The 22,458-nt window shown below is 70.4% G+C and carries 25 protein-coding genes; 13 read left to right on the top strand and 12 right to left on the bottom strand.

The annotated features are described in order from the left end of the window. Positions 1 to 133 precede the first annotated feature (133 nt). Genes ABZ459_RS14120 through ABZ459_RS14110 form a run of 3 tightly spaced genes read left to right on the top strand, consistent with a single transcriptional unit; the run spans position 134 to position 3,098 of the window. The gene (locus ABZ459_RS14120; protein WP_357970171.1) at positions 134 to 1,333 is read left to right on the top strand and encodes an acyltransferase family protein; all 1,200 of its coding nucleotides are present in this window, start codon (positions 134 to 136) and stop codon (positions 1,331 to 1,333) included. A gap of 56 nt (positions 1,334 to 1,389) precedes the next feature. After that, positions 1,390 to 2,352 carry a glycosyltransferase gene (locus ABZ459_RS14115; RefSeq protein ID WP_357970168.1) on the top strand — a complete coding sequence of 321 codons (963 nt, stop codon included), beginning with the start codon at positions 1,390 to 1,392 and terminating at the stop codon, positions 2,350 to 2,352. A 38-nt stretch (positions 2,353 to 2,390) separates the two neighbouring features. After that, entirely contained in the window at positions 2,391 to 3,098 is a 708-nt protein-coding gene (locus tag ABZ459_RS14110; protein WP_357970166.1) for an acetoacetate decarboxylase family protein, read from the top strand. Here the strand turns inward: ABZ459_RS14110 and ABZ459_RS14105 are convergent. The 6 genes from ABZ459_RS14105 to ABZ459_RS14080 all read right to left on the bottom strand — a co-directional run bounded on the left by ABZ459_RS14105 (position 3,095) and on the right by ABZ459_RS14080 (position 8,890). After that, positions 3,095 to 3,979, bottom strand: coding sequence for a glycosyltransferase (locus tag ABZ459_RS14105; protein WP_357970163.1), 885 nt, complete (start codon positions 3,977 to 3,979; stop codon positions 3,095 to 3,097). The two genes, ABZ459_RS14110 and ABZ459_RS14105, sit on opposite strands and share 4 nt — an antisense overlap. A gap of 186 nt (positions 3,980 to 4,165) precedes the next feature. Further along, positions 4,166 to 4,933, bottom strand: a complete 768-nt coding sequence (locus tag ABZ459_RS14100) for a CDP-alcohol phosphatidyltransferase family protein (RefSeq protein ID WP_357970161.1) — start codon at positions 4,931 to 4,933, stop codon at positions 4,166 to 4,168. Continuing rightward, positions 4,911 to 5,951: an iron-containing alcohol dehydrogenase family protein gene (locus ABZ459_RS14095; protein ID WP_357970668.1), complete on the bottom strand. Its 1,041-nt coding sequence runs from the start codon at positions 5,949 to 5,951 to the stop codon at positions 4,911 to 4,913. Before ABZ459_RS14095 ends, ABZ459_RS14100 begins: the two co-directional genes overlap by 23 nt. A gap of 29 nt (positions 5,952 to 5,980) precedes the next feature. Next, a complete protein-coding gene (locus tag ABZ459_RS14090) occupies positions 5,981 to 6,715 on the bottom strand; it encodes a phosphocholine cytidylyltransferase family protein (protein WP_357970159.1) in 735 nt (244 codons plus the stop codon). 77 nt (positions 6,716 to 6,792) lie between these two features. Then, positions 6,793 to 7,416: a DUF5941 domain-containing protein gene (locus tag ABZ459_RS14085; RefSeq protein ID WP_357970156.1), complete on the bottom strand. Its 624-nt coding sequence runs from the start codon at positions 7,414 to 7,416 to the stop codon at positions 6,793 to 6,795. 58 nt (positions 7,417 to 7,474) lie between these two features. Beyond that, the gene (locus ABZ459_RS14080) at positions 7,475 to 8,890 is read right to left on the bottom strand and encodes a CDP-alcohol phosphatidyltransferase family protein (RefSeq protein WP_357970154.1); all 1,416 of its coding nucleotides are present in this window, start codon (positions 8,888 to 8,890) and stop codon (positions 7,475 to 7,477) included. Positions 8,891 to 8,981: 91 nt separating this feature from the next. On the opposite strand from ABZ459_RS14080, the gene ABZ459_RS14075 reads away from it, so the two are divergent. Next, positions 8,982 to 9,716, top strand: a complete 735-nt coding sequence (locus ABZ459_RS14075) for an IspD/TarI family cytidylyltransferase (RefSeq protein ID WP_357970151.1) — start codon at positions 8,982 to 8,984, stop codon at positions 9,714 to 9,716. 69 nt (positions 9,717 to 9,785) lie between these two features. Then, positions 9,786 to 11,519: a CDP-glycerol glycerophosphotransferase family protein gene (locus tag ABZ459_RS14070; protein WP_357970149.1), complete on the top strand. Its 1,734-nt coding sequence runs from the start codon at positions 9,786 to 9,788 to the stop codon at positions 11,517 to 11,519. On the opposite strand, the gene ABZ459_RS14065 is transcribed toward ABZ459_RS14070, so the two are convergent. After that, entirely contained in the window at positions 11,520 to 12,536 is a 1,017-nt protein-coding gene (locus ABZ459_RS14065; protein WP_357970147.1) for a glycosyltransferase family 2 protein, read from the bottom strand. An 82-nt stretch (positions 12,537 to 12,618) separates the two neighbouring features. On the opposite strand from ABZ459_RS14065, the gene ABZ459_RS14060 reads away from it, so the two are divergent. From ABZ459_RS14060 to ABZ459_RS14040, 5 genes are all read left to right on the top strand, one after another. Next, positions 12,619 to 14,061, top strand: coding sequence for an LCP family protein (locus ABZ459_RS14060; RefSeq protein ID WP_357970144.1), 1,443 nt, complete (start codon positions 12,619 to 12,621; stop codon positions 14,059 to 14,061). A gap of 34 nt (positions 14,062 to 14,095) precedes the next feature. After that, positions 14,096 to 14,443: an STAS domain-containing protein gene (locus tag ABZ459_RS14055; protein WP_357970142.1), complete on the top strand. Its 348-nt coding sequence runs from the start codon at positions 14,096 to 14,098 to the stop codon at positions 14,441 to 14,443. A gap of 109 nt (positions 14,444 to 14,552) precedes the next feature. Beyond that, a complete protein-coding gene (locus tag ABZ459_RS14050; RefSeq protein WP_357970139.1) occupies positions 14,553 to 15,383 on the top strand; it encodes a GNAT family N-acetyltransferase in 831 nt (276 codons plus the stop codon). Then, entirely contained in the window at positions 15,380 to 16,219 is an 840-nt protein-coding gene (locus ABZ459_RS14045; protein WP_357970137.1) for an LLM class flavin-dependent oxidoreductase, read from the top strand. The genes ABZ459_RS14050 and ABZ459_RS14045 overlap by 4 nt, the downstream gene beginning before the upstream one ends. Positions 16,220 to 16,381: 162 nt before the next feature. Beyond that, positions 16,382 to 17,095: a DUF4097 family beta strand repeat-containing protein gene (locus ABZ459_RS14040; RefSeq protein WP_357970135.1), complete on the top strand. Its 714-nt coding sequence runs from the start codon at positions 16,382 to 16,384 to the stop codon at positions 17,093 to 17,095. A gap of 29 nt (positions 17,096 to 17,124) precedes the next feature. On the opposite strand, the gene ABZ459_RS14035 is transcribed toward ABZ459_RS14040, so the two are convergent. Continuing rightward, positions 17,125 to 17,727: a hypothetical protein gene (locus ABZ459_RS14035; protein ID WP_357970132.1), complete on the bottom strand. Its 603-nt coding sequence runs from the start codon at positions 17,725 to 17,727 to the stop codon at positions 17,125 to 17,127. A gap of 533 nt (positions 17,728 to 18,260) precedes the next feature. Between ABZ459_RS14035 and ABZ459_RS14030 the strand changes: the two genes are divergently transcribed. Together ABZ459_RS14030 and ABZ459_RS14025 are read left to right on the top strand one after the other, a co-directional pair. Beyond that, a complete protein-coding gene (locus ABZ459_RS14030; protein ID WP_357970129.1) occupies positions 18,261 to 18,497 on the top strand; it encodes a hypothetical protein in 237 nt (78 codons plus the stop codon). A 230-nt stretch (positions 18,498 to 18,727) separates the two neighbouring features. Next, positions 18,728 to 19,186, top strand: a complete 459-nt coding sequence (locus ABZ459_RS14025; protein ID WP_357970128.1) for a hypothetical protein — start codon at positions 18,728 to 18,730, stop codon at positions 19,184 to 19,186. A 282-nt stretch (positions 19,187 to 19,468) separates the two neighbouring features. On the opposite strand, the gene ABZ459_RS14020 is transcribed toward ABZ459_RS14025, so the two are convergent. After that, on the bottom strand, positions 19,469 to 20,095 hold the full coding sequence (locus ABZ459_RS14020) for a DUF4240 domain-containing protein (RefSeq protein ID WP_357970126.1): 627 nt from the start codon (positions 20,093 to 20,095) through the stop codon (positions 19,469 to 19,471). Positions 20,096 to 20,166: 71 nt separating this feature from the next. Next, on the bottom strand, positions 20,167 to 20,823 hold the full coding sequence (locus ABZ459_RS14015; RefSeq protein ID WP_357970665.1) for a DNA alkylation repair protein: 657 nt from the start codon (positions 20,821 to 20,823) through the stop codon (positions 20,167 to 20,169). 105 nt (positions 20,824 to 20,928) lie between these two features. Between ABZ459_RS14015 and ABZ459_RS14010 the strand changes: the two genes are divergently transcribed. Continuing rightward, positions 20,929 to 21,588: a hypothetical protein gene (locus ABZ459_RS14010; protein WP_357970123.1), complete on the top strand. Its 660-nt coding sequence runs from the start codon at positions 20,929 to 20,931 to the stop codon at positions 21,586 to 21,588. Positions 21,589 to 21,729: 141 nt separating this feature from the next. Here the strand turns inward: ABZ459_RS14010 and ABZ459_RS14005 are convergent, their stop codons facing one another. Then, complete coding sequence (locus ABZ459_RS14005; protein ID WP_357970662.1) at positions 21,730 to 21,816, bottom strand: acyl-CoA dehydrogenase family protein; 87 nt, start codon at positions 21,814 to 21,816, stop codon at positions 21,730 to 21,732. A 404-nt stretch (positions 21,817 to 22,220) separates the two neighbouring features. After that, a complete protein-coding gene (locus ABZ459_RS14000; protein ID WP_357970121.1) occupies positions 22,221 to 22,439 on the bottom strand; it encodes a hypothetical protein in 219 nt (72 codons plus the stop codon). Between the last annotated feature and the right edge of the window lie 19 nt (positions 22,440 to 22,458).

Here is a 22,458-nt window from a genome sequence, read left to right as displayed (position 1 = left end):
AGGGACCACTAGATCGGGATAATGTTTGCGGGTCGGCGACGCAGCGCGACATGGCCGCTGTTAAGGCGGTTGTAAGTATGAAATGTCAGAGTTGCGTCGTGCACCCCGGCCCCTAGCGAAGCTGAGCTCCCCAGTGTCTGACACAAAGTTCTCCCCACCGGTCACGACCCCGCGGAGCCCTGACGGCCCCGTCGAGGAAGGCGGGCCGGCGAACACTGGAGCTCGCTGGCCCCTGCCCCAGGAGTCCGTCTGGGGCAACCAGACCGACCCCCACGGCATCGCGACGGCCGAGCGCCCCGAGGAGCAGCAGGAGCCCGCCGAGGAGCCCGAGCCGCCCAAGCGCAGGCGCGACCCCTACCTCGACAACGTCAAGTTCATCCTGATCGCGCTCGTGCCGCTGGGCCACTCGCTGGTGCCCACGCTCTCGGCCCATTCCTCCAGAGCGCTCTACATCTACATCTACATGTTCCACATGCCGCTGTTCGTGCTGATCAGTGGCTATCTGTCCAGGAACTTCTGGAACTCCAACGCGAAGACGAACAAGCTCGTCGACACGTTCGTCGTGCCGTACGTGATCGTGGAGATCGGCTACGCCGCCGTCCGCTCCGGGCTCGGCCAGAAGTGGAGCCTCACGATCATCGATCCGGCGTGGCTCAACTGGTACCTGCTGGCGCTGCTGTTCTGGCGGTTGTCCACACCGGTGTGGAAGCGGATGAAGCATCCGGTCCCGGTGGCCATCGCGATCTACATGTTCGCCGGGTTCTCGCAGATCGCGGGCGACTTCAGCATGGACCGCTTCTTCGGCCTGCTGCCGTTCTTCGTGATCGGCCTGGTGATGCAGCCCGAGCACTTCGAGATGCTCGACAAGCTGTGGATCAAGATCGTCTCGGGGGTCACGCTGCTCTGCGCGGCGGCCGTGGCCATCGTCATCGCGCCCAAGGCGCCGCTCGCGCCGTTCTACTTCAAGAACAGCTTCCAGGACATGGACCTGTCCTGGTGGATGGGCCTGCTGCTCAAGGTCGGGCTGCTGGTGTGCGCCCTGGCGATGTCCTTCGCGGTGCTGGCGCTGGTGCCGCGCGGCGAGACCTGGTACTCCGACCTCGGCACCCGCACGCTCTACTGCTACCTGCTCCACGGCATCCCCGTCCTGATCGCCAAAGACCAGGGCTGGCTGGCGCTGCCGTGGCTGCACGGGCCGCTCGGCGTGCTCGCCATCGCGTGCAGCTCGTTCGCCCTGGCGATCGTGTTGTGCCTGCCGGAGACGCGCACGGTCTTCAAGTGGGTGCTCGAACCACGCCTGACCTGGCTCTATCGCCGCCCCTCTGGAAGTTAAGCGGCCCTTCCACCTGAGTTAACGCCCTTGACCTGGTAGGCGCGGAGCATCGACGCATGCGCGCATGTGTCGCCACCACCGTCCATCATCCCGAGGACGCCCGGATCATGCACCGGCAGATCAGGGCGCTGCTCGACGCGGGCCACGAGGTGACCTACGTCGCGCCGTTCACCTATTACAACGTCACCCCGGCCGTCGGGCTCACCGCCGTCGACGTCGCCCGGCAGGCCCCGTACGGGAAGGCCCGCGCGGCGCTCAGGCGCGGCGTGCGGGGCGCCGACCTGCTGATCGTGCACGACCACCGGCTGCTGCGCGCGCTGCCCCACCGGCGCCCTCCGGTCGTCTGGGACGTCCGCGAGGACGTCTCGCCCAGGCGGCGGGCCCGCGCGGATAGACGGCACCATGTGATCACCTCCGCGGAGGTGCCCGAAGCGACCCTGGTGTCGCCCAGCCCGCCCCCTCCCGGCGACACCAGGGTCGTGCACATCGGCCGCCTGTCGGCCGAGCGCGGCGTGGCCGAGCTGATCGCCCTGGCCGAGCGCCTGGCGCCGCACGGCATCCGGATGGACCTCATCGGCGCCGCCGACCGCGACGTGCGCCCGCTGCTGCGCGACGCCCAGCGTGTCGGCCTGCTCGACTGGTTCGGGTACGTGCCGAACCGGCACGCCCTGCGCATGTCCGAGGGCGCGCTGGCCGGGCTGTCCCTGGCCGCCGACACCGTGACCGGGCCGCCCACGAAGATCCTCGACTACATGGGCCGCGGCCTGCCGGTGATCGCCACCCCGCAGGCCGCCCCGCTGGTGCGGGCCGTCGGCTGCGGCCTGGTGGTGCCCCGGGACGTGGACGCGCTGCTGGACGCCGTCCTGGACCTCAAGGAGGACCCCGTGCGGCGGGCCGACCTGGGAGCGGTCGGGCACGCCGAGGCCCGGCTGCGCCACCACTGGCCCGACCGGGCGGCGGACTTCGTCAAGCTGGCCGAGTCGTGGGCGGGCCTGCCCGAACACGCGCTGGCGGTGTAGGAATGGCCAGCGGGCTTCCGGGTTGATGTACTGGACCCATGGCATCGCATCTGATCCAGGGCCGGACGGTGGGCATGCCTGTGCGAGTGGAGGACGCGGAGGTCTGCAGCGCCTTCTACGCGGTGCGGGCCGACGCGGCGCGGGCGGTGATCGCCTATTCCGGCCTCGACGTGGCCGAGGTGTTCCCCGGCAAGGCCGTGTGCGTGCTGCTGTTCGTCGACTACCGCGAGGGCGACCTCGACACCTACCACGAGTTCGGGATGGCCTTCCTGATCCGGCGGCCGGGGACGGCCGGCTCGGTCGGGCTCGGTGACCTGCGCGGCGCGGGCGTCTTCGTCCACTGGCTGCCCGTCGACCAGCGGTTCACGCTGGAGGCGGGGCGGACGATCTGGGGCTTCCCCAAGGAACTGGCCGACATCGAGCTGCGGCTCGGGTCGCCGTACAAGCGGTGTGTGCTGCGCAAGGACGGCAGGCTCGTGCTCGACCTGCTGATCAGGCCCGGCGTGCCGGCGCCGGCCGCCATGGCGCCGCTCGACGCCTTCACCCATCTGGAGGGCGTCACGCGGCGCATCCCCTGGTCCGTACGGGCCAGGGGCACGCGCGTGCGGCCGGGCGGCGCGCTGATCCGCCTGGGCAACCACCCCATCGCCAAGGAGCTCAGCGAGCTGGGGCTGCCCAAGCGGGCGCTGTTCGCCTCGACCGTCTCCCATGCCTCGATGACCTTCGGCGAGGCGGAGGCGGTCTAGACGATCGGCGGGCGGCCGAGCTTGACCATGCGCCAGGCGGTGCGCCAGGCCATGGGACGGCGCTCGCCCGCCGGCGTGCGCAGCCCCTCGAAGAAGCCGGAGAACCACGCCTTGATCGCGACCCCCGAACGGCGCTCGCGGATCAGGGTGAGCACCACCCAGTTGGTCAGGTAGAGGAACGCCAGCGGCCAGGGCAGGTTGCGCCGCGCCAGCCACACCCGGTTACGGGCGTTGAGCTGGTAGAACTGCGCGTGGCGGGTCGGCGGGACCTGCGGGTGGTACATGACGGTCTCGGCGTCGTACTCGATCCGGTAGCCCTCGCCCAGCAGGCGCCAGGCCAGGTCGGTCTCCTCGTGTGCGTAGAAGAACCGCTCCGGCAGGCCGCCGACCTGGAGGAAGGCCGAACGCCGCACGGCCGAGGCGCCGCCGAGGAACGTGGTGACCGGCGAGGAGCGCTGCGGGTCGCCCGCGCGCAGCCGGGGCACGTGCCGCCGCTGGCCGACGCCGCCCTCGGGGTCCATCACCCGGAAGGAGATCACCGCGAGGTCGGGCTCGGTGGCGAACCGGTCGCGCACGTGGGCGACGACCTTCTGGTTGGCGTACCAGCCGTCGTCGTCGAGGAACAGCACGACGTCGCCGGAGCACTCCTCGACGCCGCGGTTACGGCCGGCGGGAATGCCGGTGTTGTTGTCGAGCCGGATCGTCTTCACGACCGCGGCCGAGCCCTCGGGTGGCGTGGCCGACACCTGGGGCACGTCGGCGCCGTTGCCCACGATCACCACTTCGACGTCGCCGTCGACCTGGTTGAGCGCGGACTCGACGGCCCGGTTCAGCTCCGCGACCCGGTTGCCCATGGTGAGGATGACGCACGAAATCTTCAACGGGTCATCGTCCTGACGCGTTGAGGACACGAGCGGAGCATTCTTTCATGATCACCGAGTCTGCTGGTCTGCATCTTGTTGACAATGGTGGAGCTAAGCGTATCGGAACCGATGGTGAACCCCCACCGAACGGCGAACGTCCGATCAATACGACGGACGGGAAGCTCCTCCGGTTCCGACATGAGATCACCCAAGCCGCCTCGACGCCATAATGCTGATCAGATGGAGCACGGTCTGCAGCGCGGCGGCGATCGCGCAGGCCACGATGAGCACGCGGGAGGCCCCGAGCGTGCCGGTCGCCAGGTCGATCACCGCGGCCGCCACCGCGAGCAGTGACAGCTCGATCGGCTGCATGATCCGATGGAACTTCGTCGCCGCCAGCACCCTCCTGCCCAGACCGAGCAGCCCCGAACGGAACTGCACCGCCGACGCCTCGGAGGACGCGCCCAGCCCGCCCTTGGCCCGCGCCACCTCCACCAGGTCGGTCTCGGCCTTGATGAGGATGGCGCCGAGCGCGGCGGCGAAGCCGAGCACGGTGTACCAGTCGGGCAGGACGGCCGAGGCCCGCCAGCCGAGCCCGGCCAGCACGGCGGCCTCGGTGAAGTAGGCCCCGACGCGGTCGAGGTAGACCCCGGCCAGCGACGTCTTGCCCGTCCAGCGGGCCAGCTCGCCGTCGGAGCAGTCGAGCAGCAGGTAGGCCTGGACGAGCAGGGCGGCCAGCACGGCCGCCCACAGCCCCGGCAGGGCCAGCACGAAGCCCGCCGCGACCCCGACGACCGTCATCACCCAGGTGAGCTGGTTGGGCGTGATCGACGTCTTGCTCGTCAGCCACGTGACGTAGATGGACAGCCGGCGCATGTAGAGCACGCCTGCCCAGTGCTCGCCGTTCCTGCGGTCGAGATGGCCCTCGGGCTGGGCGACCCGCCGCAGCTCAGCTACCGAAGGCCCGGACATAGTCCCCCACCCGATCGCGGATCTCGGAGTCCTGCATGCGCAGGTGCTCCAGGATCGTGTAACGGCCGGGACGGGTCGACGGCGCCAGCGCGACGACCTCGGCGAACTGCTCGCCGGTCAGCCCGATGTCGGCGGGCACGACCGGGAGCTCGTGCCGGCGCAGGCAGTCGACGACCTGGGCCACCCTGGCGGCGTCCTCCCGCAGGAAGAAGCAGAAGGCGGCACCTATGCCGGCGAGCTCGCCGTGGTTGGAGGTGCCGGGGAAAAGCTGATCCACGGCATGAAGGATCTCATGATCTCCACCGCTCGCGGGCCGCGACGACCCGGCGACGACCATCGACATGCCGGACAGGATGAGCGACTCGGCCAGGACGGTCAGGAACGCGTCGGACTCGATGCCGTCGCTCCGGCCGACCAGCGCCTCGGCGGCGGTGCGGGACATCGAGCAGGCCAGGCCGTCGATGGGCTCGCCGCGCTCGACGCTGCCGAGCTGCCAGTCCTCGATCGCCGACAGGTTGCTGACGACGTCGCCGATGCCGGCCCTGACCAGCGACTTGGGCGCGTTGTGCACGAAGTCGAGGTCGACCAGGATGGCCAGCGGCATCGGCACGCCGAACGTGCCCTTGCCCCCCTCGTAGACGAGGGAGGCGGTGGGCGAGCAGATGCCGTCGTGGGAGAGGTTGGTGGCCACGGCCACCATGGGGATGCCCGCGAGGGAGGCGGCGTACTTCGTCGCGTCGATCGTCTTGCCGCCGCCGACCCCGACGACGACCTCGTAGGCGCCCTTGCGCAGGTCGGCGCCGAGTGAGACGGCCGCCTCGACCGACCCGTCGCTGACCCTGAACACCTCCGCCTCGTCGAGGGTGGGGGCGATCAGGCGCTCGATGTGGTCGCCCTGGCCGGGCCCGACGGCCACGGCCACCCGGCCGGAGGTGGCCACGCGGCTGTCGGCCAGCAGGGCGCCGAGCTCGGCGACGGCGCCACGCCTGACCTCCATGGTCAGGGGCGCCGGCAGCATCCTCGCTAGAAGCGGCATGCGCGCTCCCTCTAGTAGCGAACGGCTATGGTGCGAGCCTTGGCCAGGTCGTCGTGGTTGTCCACCTCGACCCAGTCGACCTCGCCGATGGGCGCGACGTGGATCGCCTCGCCGCGCTCGACCATCTCCTGGTAACCGTCCTCGTAGTAGAGCTGGGGGTCGCGCTCGAACGTCGTCCTGAGCGCGTCGGCCAGCCGCTCGGCCGCGCCGGGCCTGATGAGCGTGGCGCCGATGTACTCGCCGTACGCCTCGGCCGGGTCCATCAGCTTGGTGATGCGGCGCAGCGAGCCCTCCGGGGAGAGGGTCACCTTCATCTCTTCGTCGGCCAGCTTCTTGACGTTGTCGACCGCGAGCAGGACGTCGCTCGTCTCGGGGGCGGCCAGCAGCGTCTTCTCGACCGAGACGGGGTGGACGGTGTCGCCGTTGACCAGCAGCACGCCCTGGGCGAAGTAGTCGCGGGCGCACCACAGGGAGTAGGCGTTGTTCCACTCCTCGGCCTTGTCGTTGTGCACGAGGGTGAGCTTGACGCCGTGGCGCCTCTCCAGCTCCTCCTTGCGGTCGTGCACGGCCTGCGCCGCGTAACCGACGACGACCACGACCTCCCGCAGGTCCACCTCGGCGAGGTTGCGCAGCGAGATGTCCATGATCGTGGTTTCGCCGTCAACCGGCACGAGCGCCTTGGGCAGCGTGTCGGTGTACGGCCGCAGGCGTCGTCCGGCCCCGGCGGCCAGAACCATTCCCAGCAACGTGCACTCCTCGGTCGAGCATGACTACGTGTGCCCAAAGGTTAGTTGCCTTTGGCCCCTTCGCGGGTAATCCGGCGTTAGTCTTGCGTTCCCATCTCGCTCGCCTCGGCGCCCGATCGGGGCGCGGCCAGCCAGCACGTGACACTCTCCCAGCCGAACAGCGCCCACAGGTAGAGGGTCAGCAGCACGTACCCGGCGGTCATCCAGCCGGCCAGGGCGGCCAGCGAGACCGCCATCATCCGGCCGTCCCAGCCGAGGCCGAGCGTCGAGAGCCAGGCCGGCGGGTAGACGCGCTGGCGCAGCCGGTAGACCAGGTCGTAGTGGTGGAAGGCGAGCGCGCCGAGCAGCAGGAAGGTCAGCACCGGCGGCAGCCCGTGGGCGAAGCCGCAGGCGGCGACGAAGCTGTACTCGATGAGCCGCAGGATCGGCGGCACGAGCCAGTCGAAGCGGCCGTCGTGCGGGTGGGTGCTGCCCGGCCCGGCCAGCAGCAGCGTCACGGCGGGCGCGAACACCGCGAGCCCGTCGGACCCGGCCACGCCGATCAGCAGCAGCACGCCGGTGACGAACGTGCCGGCGATCACCGGCGGCAGCGGCGGGAGCTGCCCGGCCACGAGCAGGCCCATCGCGCGCGAGAGCGGCCCGTCGTCGCGGTAGGCGACGACCTTGCTCTCTGGCACGGGGGTCATGTGCACGGAGATCACGCTGCCCACCTCCCGATCCGGCGAACCGCCGCCCTCGGCACATCCGCCCCGGCGGCCCTCACCGCGCCGACCTCGCGACGCGCCCGGCGAGCTGGTAGAGGGCGGCGACCCCGCCCCAGCAGAGCAGGGCCACGAACGTCACCCTGGCGTCCCACACGGCGGCGGTGACGGCGATCAGCACCGTCCGCTCGCCGATGGGCAGCACGACGATCTTCCTGAGCCAGCGGGCGAGCGAGTCGCGCTCCAGCCGCTGGGCGAGCCCGAGCATCCCGTGGGCGTGCCGCGCGTCGGCCGGCTCCAGCAGCGACCGGGCGGGCCTGGCCCACAGCGCGCCGACGCGGCCCGCGTCGGCCAACGCCCCGGCGTAGGAGTAGTCGATGGAGTGGCGGACGACCTGCGTGATCATCGCGGCGGCGGCCAGGTACCAGATCGCGGTCCCGCCGTAGCCGAAGGCGAGCCCGACGTAGACCAGGTACTCCTTCAGCCGGTCGGCCATGCCGTCGGCCCAGGCGCCGAGCGGGGAGAACGTGCGGGTGTAGCGGGCGAGCTGCCCGTCGAGGCAGTCGAGCGCGAACGACATCAGGAACAGCGCGCCCCCGGCCGCCCGCCCGGCCTGGGTGCCGGCCGAGAACCAGACGGCGGCCAGCGCGGCCAGGCCGATCGAGACGCCGGTGACGGCGTTGGGGGTGAGCTTGAGGCGGACGGCCGGCCTGATCAGGTGGCGCGACCAGGTCGAGACGAAGAACGTGGCGAAGAAGCCGTCGTCCTCCTTGACCGAGGTGTCGAGCCGGACCCTGGCCTCGTCGACCTCGGCGAGCCTGGTCAGGGCGCTGTCGGCGGCGTGCTGGCCGGTCACGCGGTCGGCGTGCAGCGGGCCGATCGAGGCGGCGCGCACCCGTACGCCGGCTCTGACCAGGCCCACCAGCAGCAGGTCGACCGCCTCCACGGGGGTGACCGGGCCGAGCCTGCCCAGGTCGGCCAGCTCGGCCAGCTCCTCGGCGATGTCGGCCAGGGACGCCAGGTCGGCCTCGCCGGTCTGGAGCACGCCCCTGAAGGTGGCGTTGGCCTCCGGGACGGTGTGGAACGAGCTGCCGGCGGCGACCACCCGGCCGGACTCGACGCGTACGGGCGGCCGCATCGGGGCGGCGGCGTCGTCGTGGGAGACCAGCGCCCCGGTGTCGCGCGCGGGATGTTCGAGCAGCAGCGCGAGCGCCTCGGTGTGGGCGACGAGGTCGGCGGGGAGCACCACGATCGCGCCCGAGGAGACCCGGGCGATCTTGGCCACCCCGCGCAGGTCGGCCCCGAGCCCGCCACCGGGGGTCACCACCTGGACGTCACGGACGGGAAGCGCGGCGAACTGGTCGCTCAGCCGGTCGAGGAGCGTGCCGTCGGCGCAGGAGAGCCGGCACGCCGGGGTCGTGGCGAGCAGCACCACCGAGGTGGTCGTGCCCTTGCGGGTGAGTGAGTCGGGCAAAGCGCAGGTCTCCTCCCGGTAGGGAGTGCGTGGACACAGCGTAGCGACAGGGGCGCGCGATATCACGGAACAGGACCGTTACGCTGCCGACATGGATGCAGCGCGGCGGTCGGTCGGAGTGCTCCTCGCGGGAGGCGTGGGGCAGCGGGTCGGACATGAGATACCCAAACAACTCATCGAAGTAGCCGGGCGGACGATCCTGGAGCACTCGATCGCGGTGTTCGAGCAGGCGCCGGAGATCGACGAGATCGTGGTGCTGATGACGCCCGGCTACACCGACCGGGTGAAGGAGATCGTGGCGAACGGCGGCCACCGCAAGGTCACCCAGATCGTGGAGGGCGGCCGGAGCCGTACGGAGAGCACGTGGCGGGCGTTGCGGGCGCTGGGCACACAGGAGTGCGACGTGCTGCTGCACGACGCCGTACGGCCCCTTCTGGAGCCGCGGATCATCACCGAGTGCGTGGCGGCGCTGCGTACCCACCGGGCCGTCAACGTGGCGATCCCGAGCTCCGACACGGTCCTGGTCGCCGTGCCCGGCCCGGACGGCGAGGTGATCGGCGAGGTCCTCGACCGCTCGCGGCTGCGCCGCAGCCAGACGCCGCAGTGCTTCCGGCTCTCGGTGATCCGCGAGGCTTACGAGCGGGCCCTGGCCGATCCGGGCTTCGCCGAGCGCCCGGCCACCGACGACTGCGGCGTGGTGCTGCGCTACCTGCCCGAGGTGCCCATCCACCTGGTCCCCGGCAGCGAGCGCAACATCAAGGTCACCCATCCGGACGACCTGCGGATCGCCGAGCAGCTCTTCGCGATCAGGGGGTCCATCTCCTGACGTGTCCGGGCATGTCGTAGACGTTCGCGTGGAAGGCCCTTGACCTGCGGGTTGTTACCGTGCGGTCGCATGAGAAGACTGCTGGCGATCGGCGCGCTGCTCGGCTGCTACCCCGTCCTGCTGGCGTCGGCGCTGTGGCCGGCGCCGTTGCTGTTCGGGCTGGTCGCCGTGGTCTCCTACGCCGTCGAGTTCGCCGCGGGACGCCTGGACGGCGGGCTGACCGAGCTGCTCAGCCGGATGCACCTCGGGACCACGCTGCGGTTCGCGGCCAGGGAGACGGCCGCGCTGCTGCTGGTGGCGCGGGTGTCGGGAGCCGACTCGCCGTGGTTCGTGGCGCTGGCCGCCGGGCTGTTCGCGCTGCACGGCGCGCGGGCCGCGCACTCGGGCCTGGCCATCCGCCTGCGGCAGACGCTGAGCAGCATGCCGGTGACCACCCGCAACCTCGACGTGTCCGCGCTGCGCATCCCCAAGATGCCGCCCCCGTTCCTGGGCGGCCACCGCGGCGTGCGCTTCCTCGGGCTCGACGCCCTGCCGGTGCTCGGCGCGACGTTCGGCGCGGCGGCCGGGGCGGCCGGCGCGGGCGTGGCGCTGCTGCTCGGCGTGGCGGGCGTGCTGGCGCTCCTCCCGTACGTGCGCCGCACCCGGCCGCTCGGTGACCGGGCGAGGGTGCTGGAGGTCGTGGGCGAGCAGGTCAGGGCCTACGACCCGGAGGTCATCCTGTACTTCTCGGGCGCGACGGCCGCCGCCTACCAGGCCAGGATGTGGCTGCCCACCCTGGAACGCATCGGCAGGCGGGCCATCGTCGTGCTGCGCGAGCGCGGCATGGCCAGGCACCTGGAGTCGACGACGCTGCCGATGGTGTGCATCCCGTCCTCGGCCGACCTGATGAGCTTCCGCGCCCTGTTCAGCGCCAAGCTCTGCCTGTACGTCTCCAACGTCGGCCGCAACGTCCACATGCTGCGCATCCCGACCCTGCGCAGCGTGTTCCTCAACCACGGCGACAGCGACAAGGAGGCGTCGTTCAACCCGTTCTCGCGGGTGTACGACGAGGTGTGGGTGGCCGGGCCGGCCGGTCGGGACCGCTACCGGCGCGCCCGCGTGGGCGTCCGGGACGAGAGCATCCACGAGGTCGGCCGCCCGCAGCTCGAGGGCATCTCGACCGAGGGCCCCGGGCTGCCGTACCGGACCGTGCTCTACGCCCCCACCTGGGAGGGCTGGAACGACGACCTGTTCCACACGTCGCTGATCACCATGGGCCCGCGCATCGTGCGCGCCCTGCTGGACCACGACCCGCAGCTGCGGATCATCTACAAGCCGCACCCGCTGACCGGCCACCGCGACAAGAGCGCCGCGCGGGCGCACCGCAGGATCGTGTCGATGATCGAGGCGGCCGAGCTGGCGAAGTCGAAGGCCAGGCATCCGTCGAGCCCCGGCGGGGCGCCGGAGATCAGGCACCTGATCGTCACCGGCGAGAGTCCGCACCTGTACGACTGCTTCAACGAGTGCGACCTGCTGATCAGCGACATCTCCAGCGTCGTGGCCGACTTCCTGGCCAGCGAGAAGCCGTACGCCGTGACGAACGTCGCCGGGCTGACCGAGCGCGACTTCCACGAGCGCTACCCCAGCACCGAGGCGGGGGTGCTCCTCGGCGAGGACCTCGCGGCCCTCGCCGGTTTCCTGGACGGTGAGGACACCCTGGCCCGAGCCAGGATCAAGCTCAGGAGCTACCTGCTCGGGCCGGAGTACCCGGACGCGCTGACCCGCTTCGACGCGGCCGTCGAGCGGGTCTTCGCGGGCTCGTGATCAGTGTGGCGGCCTGGACAGTCTTCGCGGGCTGGTGAGGAAGCCCCAGCCCCACGAGACGTGCATGGCTGCGTAGACGAGGGGCAGCCGCAGCTTGACCGCGCCCGGGAGCCCGCTGCCGGTGACCGCCGAGCCGGCCACGATGGCCAGCGCGTAGCCGCCGGGGACGACGAGCGCGAGCGGGAAGAACGGCGACAGCACCAGCCCCAGCGCCATGGCCAGCACCGCGGCGGGCGGGGCCAGGTAACGCAGGTTGATCGTGCCCTCGTGGGTGCGCGCGACCACGCGCCGCCAGCGGCCGTAGTGGAAGTACTGCTTGGCCAGCGCCTTGACGTTGGGCCGCGGACGGTAGGTGACCCGCATCCGCGGCTGGAACCAGACCAGCCCGCCGGTCTGGCGGATGCGGTGGTTCATCTCCCAGTCTTGAGCCCGCTGGAAGTGCTCGTCGTAGCCGCCGACCCGGTCGAGCGCCGAGCGGCGGAACACGCCGAGGTAGACGGTGTCGGCCGGGCCCGCGGTGCCGCCCACGTGGAAGGCTGCGGCGCCGACGCCGATCTTGGAGGTCATGGCACAGGCCACGGCCTGCTCGAACGGTGTGACGCCCTCGGCCGCCATGACGCCGCCCACGTTGTCGGCGCCGGTCTCGGCCAGCGTCTCGACGGCGACGCGCAGGTAGTCGGAGGGCAGCATGGCGTGCCCGTCGACCCTGGCGATGATGCCGTTGCGTGCGGCGGCGATGGCGGCGTTGAGCGCGTTGGGCGTGCGACCGGTCGGGTTGGGCACCACGGTCACCCGGCGGTCGGCCGCCGCGATGGCGTCGGCGACCTCCTGGGTGCGGTCTTGGGACGGACCCACGGCGAGGACGACCTCGATCTCACCGGGGTAGCTCTGGGCGAGGACCTGGTCGACGGCCTCGCGAAGGTGCCGCTCCTCGTTGAGGACCGGCATGACGACGGAGATGGGGGGCCAGCCGCGCGTCTCCGCGGGCGCGTGCGGCGAGTCGGGGAACTGCTTCATGGCGGGGCTCACGCTACTGTACGACCAGGGGAGAAGGGCAATCGAAAGCCCCGGTGTCCCCGGCGGATCCGAGGAGGAGGGCATGCGCGAAGCGGGCGAGGAGGACGGCGGCGTGCTGGTGGGCGGCGACGCCTACGGCGGCGTCAAGCTCACTCCTGCCACCCGTCCACGCAGGCCCGTGCGGAGCGCCAAGGCCCGCCGCCGCAACGTGATCGTCGCCGGCCTGCTGTCCACGGGCATCCTGGTCACCACCGGCGTGGTGTGGGCGACCCCGCGCCAGATCGGCACGGTCGACGCGGGCGTGACCGCCCCCAAGTCCCAGGGGGCCGAGAACATCCTGCTGGTCGGCGTCGACAAGCGCGACGACCTGACCCGGCAGCAGCAGAACCAGCTCAAGCTGGGCCGCGAGTCCGGCCAGCGCACCGACACGATGATGGTCATCCACCTGTCGGAGGACCACCAGCGCGTCACCGTCGTGAGCCTGCCGCGCGACACCTGGACGACGATCCCCGGCAAGGGCGACCACAAGATCAACTCGGCCTACCAGTTCGGCGGGCCGAAGCTCACCATGCAGACCGTCAAGGCCGCCACCGGGCTGGAGATCAACCGCTACATCGAGGTGAACATCCTCGGCTTCATCGACGTGGTCGACTCGCTCGGCGGCGTCACCGTCTGCACGCCCATCCCGATCAACGACCCCAAGACGGGCCTCAACCTGCTCGCCGGCACCCACCAGCTCCAGGGCGCCCAGGCGCTCGGCTACGCCCGCACCCGCGCCACCGCCCGCTCCGACCTCGACCGCATCGACCGGCAGCAGCAGGTCATCTCCGCGCTGCTCAACCGGGCGCTGAGCGCCGACACGCTGGCCAACCCGGCCAAGCTCGCCGCGTTCGTCAACTCCACGCTGAGCACGGTGAAGGTCGACCCAGACGACGGGCTGATCGGGCTGGCCACCCAGCTGCGCGACGTCTCGCTGGAGGACGTCCGCTTCGCCGACGTGCCGCTCGCGAACGTCGACTTCAAGGCCCCGACCGGCGAGTCGGCGGTGTTGTGGGACCGGCCGGCGGCCCGCGACATGTTCCGCCGCATCGACGCCGACCAGGACCTCGCCAAGCCCGTGCCGACCAAGACGGCCACGCCGTCGCCGGTCAAGACCGTGGTCCCGCCGGAGAGCGTCACGGTCAAGGTCATGAACGGCACGCTCATCACGGGGCTGGGGGCGCGTACCAAGTCGGCGCTGGTGGCCTCCGGGTTCAAGGTGCCCGGCGAGCCGGGCAACACCGGCAAGAAGGACCACAAGCAGACCCTCGTCCGTTACGCCGCCGGCCAGGAGGCGGCCGCCCGCCTGGTGGCGTCCGTCATCCCGGGCGCGGAGCTGCGGCAGGCCGACGTCGAGGGCGTCGAGGTGATCGCCGGCAGCGACCAGCCGAAGATCAAGAAACTCAAGCAGCCCGACACCCCGGCGAGCAAGCCGAGCGCCACGCCGACCACCAAGACCGCCATGGAGAACATATGCAAGAAATAGGCATAACTAGGTAAAGCCAGGGCACGTGATTGTCATGGTGGTCAAGTCATGGCGGGAGGACCCCTGTACCGTCCTGCACGTCGTCGGCGATCTCGACGTGGCGGGCGCTCCTCGGCTTCGCGCCGAACTCGATCAGGCGCTGGCGGCGGCTGATCCGTTCAATCTGGTGATGGACCTGACCGAGGTGCCCTTCTGCGACTCGGTGGGCCTCGGCGTGCTGGTGGAGACGCTCAGCCACGTCCAGAACATGAGAGGACGCATGATCCTCGTCCTCGGGCCGGGCATGATCCGCCACCTGCTGACGATCACCAATCTCGACCGGCACTTCGAGACCAGCGCCTCGCTCGGCGAGGCCCGTGCCGCCCTCGATCCGGCCGCCTGACGGCGTTCGGCCCGGATCATGGACGTGATGTCATTGAGGGCACATCCTCCCGGAGCCGTCGGCTCGTAGGCTCGCGGGAAGATCCCTCTCACGTCCGGAGGCCCGCACGTTGTTCGATGAGTTCCCCGAGCCTGCCCGCTCCCAGCTCGCCACGGCCTTCGCCGAGGGCAGGACCCGGCCGGAGTGGTGTTTCGCGGAAGGGCGGGCGCGCCTGGCGTTCTGGGCCCCCTTCGCGGGCGCGGACCCGGTGATCGTCTGGCAGTTCGAGCCCGGCCCCGACCCCGCTGCGGCGGCCGCGCTGCTGCGCCGCGGCCTGCGCGAGACGGGCCTGGGGAAGATCATGCACGACATCTCGCTCCCGCCCGGCCTGACCCCGGTCGTGGACCGCGCGGTGGAGCACGAGGCGCTGACCGAGGCCAGGTTCGTCATGGAGGTCGAACGGCTGACGCTCGCCTGGACGGCCGGCGCCGACGTGCCGCCGGATCCGGGCCGGCTGACGTACCGGCCGGCCCGCGACCTGCACCCGGACGAGGTGCTCGCCCTGCTCATGCGCATCTCCGAGGGCTCACTCGACCACGACACCCAGGTCGAGCTGGCCACCGCGGGCGCCGCGCAAGAGGCCCGCTGGATGTACGACGACCTGGTCAACCGCAAGGCCAAGCCCGACTGGTTCGTCGTCGGCCACCTCGGCGGCACGCCCGTCGGCCTGGTCGCGCCCGACGACCACTCCATCGCCTACATCGGCGTGGTGCCCGAGCACCGCGGCCACGGCTACGTCGACGACCTGCTCGCGCACGGCACGCGCACGCTGGCCGAGGCCGGCGTCCGGCGCATCGTCGCCGGGACCGACGTGGGCAACACGCCTACCGCCAACGCCTTCCTGCGTGCCGGATACTCGGAGGTCGGCCGGCTGTTCCGCTACTACTGGAGGGCTTCGTGAGACTTGGCGTGATGTTCGACCGGGACCTGCCGCCCGAGGAGCTGATCCCGTTCGCCCGGGCGCTCGACGAGACCGCCGTGGACGACCTGTGGGTGGTGGAGGACCTGGGCTGGACCGGCGGCGTCTCCGCGGCGGCCACCGCGCTGGCCGTCACGTCCCGGCTGCGCGTCGGCATCGGCATCACCCCCGCGCCGCTGCGCAACCCGATGTTGCTGGCGATGGAGATCGGTAACCTGGCCCGGATGCATCCCGGCCGGCTGGCCGCGGGCATCGGGCACGGCGTGCAGGAGTGGATGCGCCAGGCGGGCGCCGCCGTGCCGTCGCCGCTCGCCCTGCTGGAGGAGACGATCACGGCCGTACGCGCCCTGCTGCGCGGCGAGACGGTCACCCTGCACGGCAAGGCGGTGCACCTCGACGGCGTGTCGCTGGTGCATCCGCCGGCCGTGCCGCCGCCCGTCCTGGCGGGCGTGAAGGGGCCGCGCTCGCTGGCGCTGTCGGGGCGCGTCGCGCAGGGCACGATCGTGCCGGAGGGCGTCGGCCCGGCGCAGCTGCCCGGCATCGTCGAGCGGATCGCCGGGGGCGACGACCACGAGCTGGGCGTCTTCACCTTCCTGCACATCGGCGAGGAGGCGGACCGGCTCGCCCATCCCGTGGTCCGGGACCAGGCGGCGTTCCTGGGCGTGTCGCCGCACGACGTCGTCATGGCGGCCGGCACCCCCGAGCAGGCGGCGGACCAGGTCAGGAGCATGTGGGCGGCGGGCGCGCGGACGGTGGTCGTCCGGCCGCTGGGGCGCGATCCCCTGCCGCACGTGCACGCCCTGCTGTCGGCGCTGTAGCTTCAGCGGCGTCGGGGCTGTCGTTTACCGGCGCTCCGGCGTCGGGGCTGTCGTTTCACCGGCGCGCCCGCGTCCGGGCCGTGGGGCCAATGGCCGAATGGCGGAGGGCCATCGGTCGAACGGCCGATGGGCCTGCGCCGCCGCTTCGCCACGATCGTTTCCATGAGGCTTTTGCTGGTAATCGTGGCAATCCTGGCGGTCACCGGGTGCAGTGTGCGCTTCGACAGCGATGAGGTGCCCGCCGTCCGGACGTTCCCGTTCACGGGGGCCGAACTGAAGATCACGTCCTCGCTGGGCGGGGTGCGGGTGCTGCCCGCCACCAGCCCGGCCGTCGAGGTGCGGCGCTGGACGCGCGGCAAGGCGTCCACCAGCCCCTCCTGGTCGCTGCGCGACGGCGTGCTGCGGCTCAGCGCCGACTGCACCCTCATCGTCGGCGACTGCGGCGCGCGCTACCACGTGAGGGTCCCGGCCGGGGTGCGGCTGACGATCGACTCCCCCGACGGCGTCATCCTGAACGGCCTCACCCAGGACGTCGACGTCTCCAGCGGCGACCGCATCGAGGTCAAGGACACCTCGGGCAAGCTGCGCCTGCTGACCGACTCCGGCACGATCCAGGGCGACGGGCTGCGGTCGTCCAGCGTGCGCGGACGCACCCTGGACGGCTCGATCTCCCTGGCCTTCGCCGCGCCGCCCGCGGACCTGGACCTGAAGTCGCGCGAGGGCGGCGTGACCGTCCGCGTGCCGAAGGACTCCTACCGGGTGACGGTCGAGAGCGCGGACGGCTCCGAACACTCCGACATCAAGAGCACGAAGTCCAGCTCCAGGACCATCCTCGCCCGCAGCACGTACGGCAACGTCCGCGTCCTGACCCGCTGACCGTGGGGCGTGCCGGGCTCTCGGAGGCGTCAGCCGACCTCCGCCTCCTGCCGCGCCTCCACCGTCCGCACGGACGTCTCCGCCTGCCGCACGGCCTTCCAGAAGTACGTCGAGCTGGGCTTGCCCGCCTCGGCGTACTTCTCGGCCAGCGCCCTGGCCATCACCACCAGCCGGCGTCCGCGGAGCTGGAAACCCGCCGCCTCCGGTACCGCGCCGAGCGCCCGGTGGTTCCAGTACGTGGCCAGCCGCCGCCAGTGCTCGGCCTCCTTCCCACCCGCGCCGCACGCCTCGCAGGCCAGCAGGACGGCCAGCTCGTGGGCGGCCCTGGCGTCACCCCTCTCCGCCGACCGCAGCCGGAACATGCCCAGACGTCCCCAATGCAGCGGAACCCGCAGCTCCATGGGCGAGGGCCGCCAGGACGACTGCTCACCGGGCGCGGGCTCCAGGACGTCCCCGCCGGTCAGGGCGGCGGGCGGCGACCCGTTCCGGCGTCGCGCGGCCTCCCCCGCCTCGGCCTTGGCGGCCTGCCACAGGGCGCTGAACTCGGCGGTCAGCTCCTCCACGGACTCGATGGGCATGCCGGACTTCACCGCGATCACCTGGCACACCTCGACGATGGTCCGCATCAGCATGAAATCCGGCACTTTCTGTGACCTGCCGTTCAGCAGGTCGGACACGGTCGACTTCGGCAACGGCCGGCGCCATCTGTTTCGTTCGGGGTCTTCGGCCAAAAGGGCGAGCGCGACTTTTTCGATCCGTTTCAGCGAGGGGTTTCCGCATTCGATTTCACGCAATCTGTTCAGACGTGTCACGAGCACAGCAAGGTGATCTTCGCCCTGATCGACATCTTTCATGAGCCGCCCCGGTTCGGACACCGTTGTCCGGTTTAAGAGTGGAAGTGGCATTTCGAGAAGACGGGCAGGCGCCACCTTCTCGTTGCGTTGAGATAAGCAGCCATAGTGCCATAAGTCGGTCTTGTCGGGGTGCCAGGCGCATCACACACATCCGCCCCTTCACCCCTTCTCGGCCGAATCCATCCGATGTCGTCCGAATACGTCCGAGGCAAGCGCGATCATGGCCGGAACGATCAATTGTGCGGACGTGCCCCCGAGCCCCGCTGGTACTCCTACGTCAACGAACAAGCCCGTACGGCAAGGGGACACGAATGAGCAAGGCAACCCTCATCTGGTCGGCGGTCAGCGGCGCCCTGCTCGCGCTGCTCGTCGGTGTCGTCGCCGGCCTGCTCGCCACAGGGAACGGCAGCACGGTCGCCGGCGCCATCATGGCGGGCGCGACGGCCTCCGGCGGCTTCGCGGCGCTCTGGATCACCGGCACCTCGGCCGTGCACACCTGGCTGAACTCCCAGAAGCCGGAAGGCCCTTCGGAGGACACCAGCGGCTGACCCCGCCCCGCATCCCCGGCACGTCCCGCAACCACACACCCCGGCATCCCGGCACGTCCCGCAACCGCACACCCCCGCAGCCGCATGGACGGCGAACACACCGAGGACCGGTCGGAGACCCCGCACCGGTCCACACCTCCCCCGGACCGCACCTGCCCGCAGACGGCGGCGGGCTACGCTGGCGACCGTCCCGCACGCACTTGCCGCGAAGGCAGCACCCGGAGGCGCCCATGACGATGCCCAGGAAGGGCTCGCGGCTCATCACGGTCGACGGCACCGCCTTCCGCTGGCGGGTCAGCCACAGACCCGCCTTCGGCGACGGCAGCACCGTGGCCCCGCTCACCTTCGTCGTCGAACGCGACGAGGCCCCCGGCCGCGTCCTGCTCGTGTCACTCCCCTGCGCCCGGCCGGACAACTGGCGGGGAGCCCGGACGATCGCGATCCGCCCGCCGCTCGTCGCCGCATGCGTCCGCCGCGCACTCGAACAGGGCTGGGCCCCCGCACGACCGGGCCCCCGGTTCACCCTCGCCGTCACCGAGGACGAACTGACCGAACTCCTGGGCGGCCCGCCCGCCTACCTGATCCCCTTCCTCTGGGGCATGATCCCGGAAGGCGGCACCATCAGGGACCTCCCTCGCGCCCGGCAGATCTGGAGCCGCGAAAGCGCCGGCACCGACCGCACGTCGTAACACGGCTCCCTCCGGCGGCGAATCCCGTTGCCCGTCCTCGCCGTCGGCGGGCAAGGCCGAAACAACTGCGCAGCCGAGATTTCCCGACGACTGGCCGGGATGGCCGGCGGCGTCCCGATCAAGACGGCGGACGGCGTCGAGCCGGGCCCTGCGACTTTCCGTCAAACCCGGCAACGCCCCGGCCATCGCGCTTTACACGCGTCACGTTTTCCGGCACTCCAAGAACTCTCTGCCCTGGACCCGCGCGGATCCCGGGTGATGGACGAAACTCCTTCCCGCCCTTCACAACCCTCGATGACGAGCTGTGCGCGGCAACCTCCGCACGAATTCCCGCGGGTCGTCGAAATCCCATTGCTCGCCGTCCGGGACGCTGCCGAGCGCCGGAATCAAAGGGAAGCCGCTGAAAACACCGCGCTCATGAACGGCCTCGTACAACGCCCCCGAACCTGAGCCGGTGATCCTCTCGTAGGCTTCATGCGCGACGTAGGCCAGCAGCTCGAATTCCGGCCACTCCTCCTCAAGACGACGCTGCATGTCCCGCGAGCGAACCCCCTTCGAGCTGTAATACGCCCTCTTGAGATCCAGGTGACGTAACACCTGAGGCAGTTCGATGAGCAGGTCGGGGCAGTCGGCGACTTTCTCGAACGATTCTCGCCCGAGGCTGATGAGCCAGCTCACGAAGTATTCGAAACCGTCCAGCGAACCACTGCCGAACACGAACCAATGGGCGGCGTACAGATCCATGGTGCAACCGCGCGCCTGAACGACCGTCCACTGGCACTGATAGTCGATCAGCTCCTCCGGAGAACGGCCGGAAAGCTCCTCCAGCATCCACGCGAGCCGCGCGTCCTTCGTCCCGGCCGCACGACCGGACCGCTCGATGAGTTCCCAGAAGCCGTCGATGTCCATGGCGAACCATGCTGACACCCGCGCGACCTGAGCCTTCAAATCGCCCTGAAAACGGATACCGGGCCCATCGTCTAAGGAGCCGCCGCCCCGCCCTGCTCCCGGCGTACCATCTCCGCGATCCACACCGGCGCGAACGGCGACGTGCACCCCGGGGACGTCGGATAGTCCTTGAGCACCTCCAGGCGCTCACCGATGTCGATCGCACGGGCGCGGTGCTCGGCGTGCTCGATCCCGATGTGCGCCAGGCAGTTGTTCATCTCCCACTGCAGGCGATCGGGGGCGTCCTTCATCCCGGCCTCGATGACGTCGAGCAGCCCCACCAGGTCGAGCCCCTCCGGCCTCTTCGCCACACGCTCGACGGTCAACGCCCACCCGGCGCTCGCGACCAGCGGATCCTGATCGGCCGACCAGGCCACCCGCAGCTCTTCGGCGTACGGACTCTTCTTCACCACGTAGTTCACGAGCCAGTCGCGCACCTTGGGCGTACGCGCCTGGCGCACCATCGTGTCCAACTCGTCCCGCTCGAACGCCTTCGGACGGCAGACCAGCGTCGCCAGCAACCTCGCCGCGGTGTCACCCGTCTCCCAGAGGCCGCGCGCGAGTTCCTGCTGCGTCTTCAGCCGCTTGGCCAGGGCACGCAGCTTGCCGAGGTTCACGCCGTGATCGTCGCCGTGTCTCTCGTTCACCTCGCGCGCCTTGGGATCCTCAAGCGCGGCCAGCTCGGCCATCACCTCGGTCAACGTCACCCCAGCCACCTCCTCAGAAGCAGCTCCAGCCTAGACGCGTCGTGACGTAGCTTGGTGTTTCTCCGTGACCGAGCGGACAGGGGCTGCATGGACCAGGACAAGGCTTCGACGTGGGACGGCGTCACTCTGCGGTCGACCTACAAGGACCGGCTGGTCGAAGGACGCGACGAACTGGCCGACGCCGCACGTGACGGCGCCTGGTCCACAGTCTTCGAGCTGCTCGAGGAACATCCCGACTGGGTCAACGTCGGCAGAGTCTGCGGCACCAGCGGATACACCCCACTCCACCAGGCCGCCTGGCACGGCGCCGACGCCGACGTCGTTCACCGGCTGACCGCCCGCGGCGCCTGGCGCACGCTCCGCACGACGCAAGGAGAACGGGCGATCGACATCGCCACCCGCCAGGGCCACCCCCACCTCCTGACGCCGCTCACCCCGGTCATCCACCACCACCTGCCGGCCGAAACCCTGAGGCTGATCCAGCACCACTTCCACGCACTGATCCACGAACGCGCCGGCGACCTGGTCACCGAACACCGGCTACGCCTCCCCGAACTGGAACCACTCACCGAGCAACGACACCCGGCCTCCTGGTTCCCCGTCCCCGGCATGTACGGCGGCTTCAGCTACCGACTGGAGCAAGGCAGCCTGACCGTGGAAAGCTGGTGCCGCGTCGTCGGAGGCTCGGGCCAACGCCACATCATCGACGAACACGGCCCACACCTCGTCACCGAAGGCTTCGTCTGACCGAAAAACCCCAGAATCCAGGATCGCCACAGCTCGCGGCGCGGCCGTCAGGCACCGGAACAGTGATCGTCAGGCTCACGACCACAGAACAGCGAACCCCGCCCCAGTCGAACGGCGGGCGGGGTTCTCGCACGTCAGGGGCTACTTGAGGAGCTGGCGGGCCATCACCATGCGCTGGATCTGGTTGGTGCCCTCGTAGATCTGGGTGATCTCCGACCGGCGATGCAGTCATCTGGGACAATGGCTCAATCATGTTCATGAGCAGCGATTACGCTTGCTAACGTCTTACATCACTTCTCGCTGATTCCGGCGCTCCCACGGAACAGTGACGGAACAAGGACGGAGCTTGGCCGAACGGTGCGCTCGATCCGTATGGTGGAGTACGCGTGCGCTGCCCGGCCCGCAGTTCGGGCCGGCTGGCAGCCCCAGGACCGCGCACGCCAGCTCGCACCTCTGTTCATCATCGACCGGACCTGCGCTGCCAGCTTGGGAACTATTTCAAGATCACGTGACCCGAGCTGGTAAACGGTGAACTGCACGTATACCGTCCACTGAGAGGTCGATTCCGATCCTCAGGGTGAGCAGTGGCCGCAGAGCAAGACCCACGATGACGCCATGTCCGCCTACTGCTGCTACGGCAATTTGCTCAATGCGTCGTCGATGATCCCGTGCAGAGCTCTGGCACAGGCCGAGACTCTGCCGTTCGGCGGGTAGTAGACGCTGGCGATCGGTGGCTGATCGCAGTAGTCCTTGCCGTGCTGGCTACAACACCGCTCGATGGCCGCGACGCTCTCCGGATGGTGGAATGCTGGATCGAACGGCATCACGATCCGAATCTCCATGGGTTCCATGCGCGAAGCCTAGAACCAG

Origin of the sequence: Nonomuraea sp. NPDC005692 (genome assembly GCF_040631115.1) — a bacterium.
GTDB lineage: Bacteria > Actinomycetota > Actinomycetes > Streptosporangiales > Streptosporangiaceae > Nonomuraea.
Note: the sequence above shows the minus strand (reverse complement) of the source record. Positions and strands in the feature narration are given on the sequence as shown.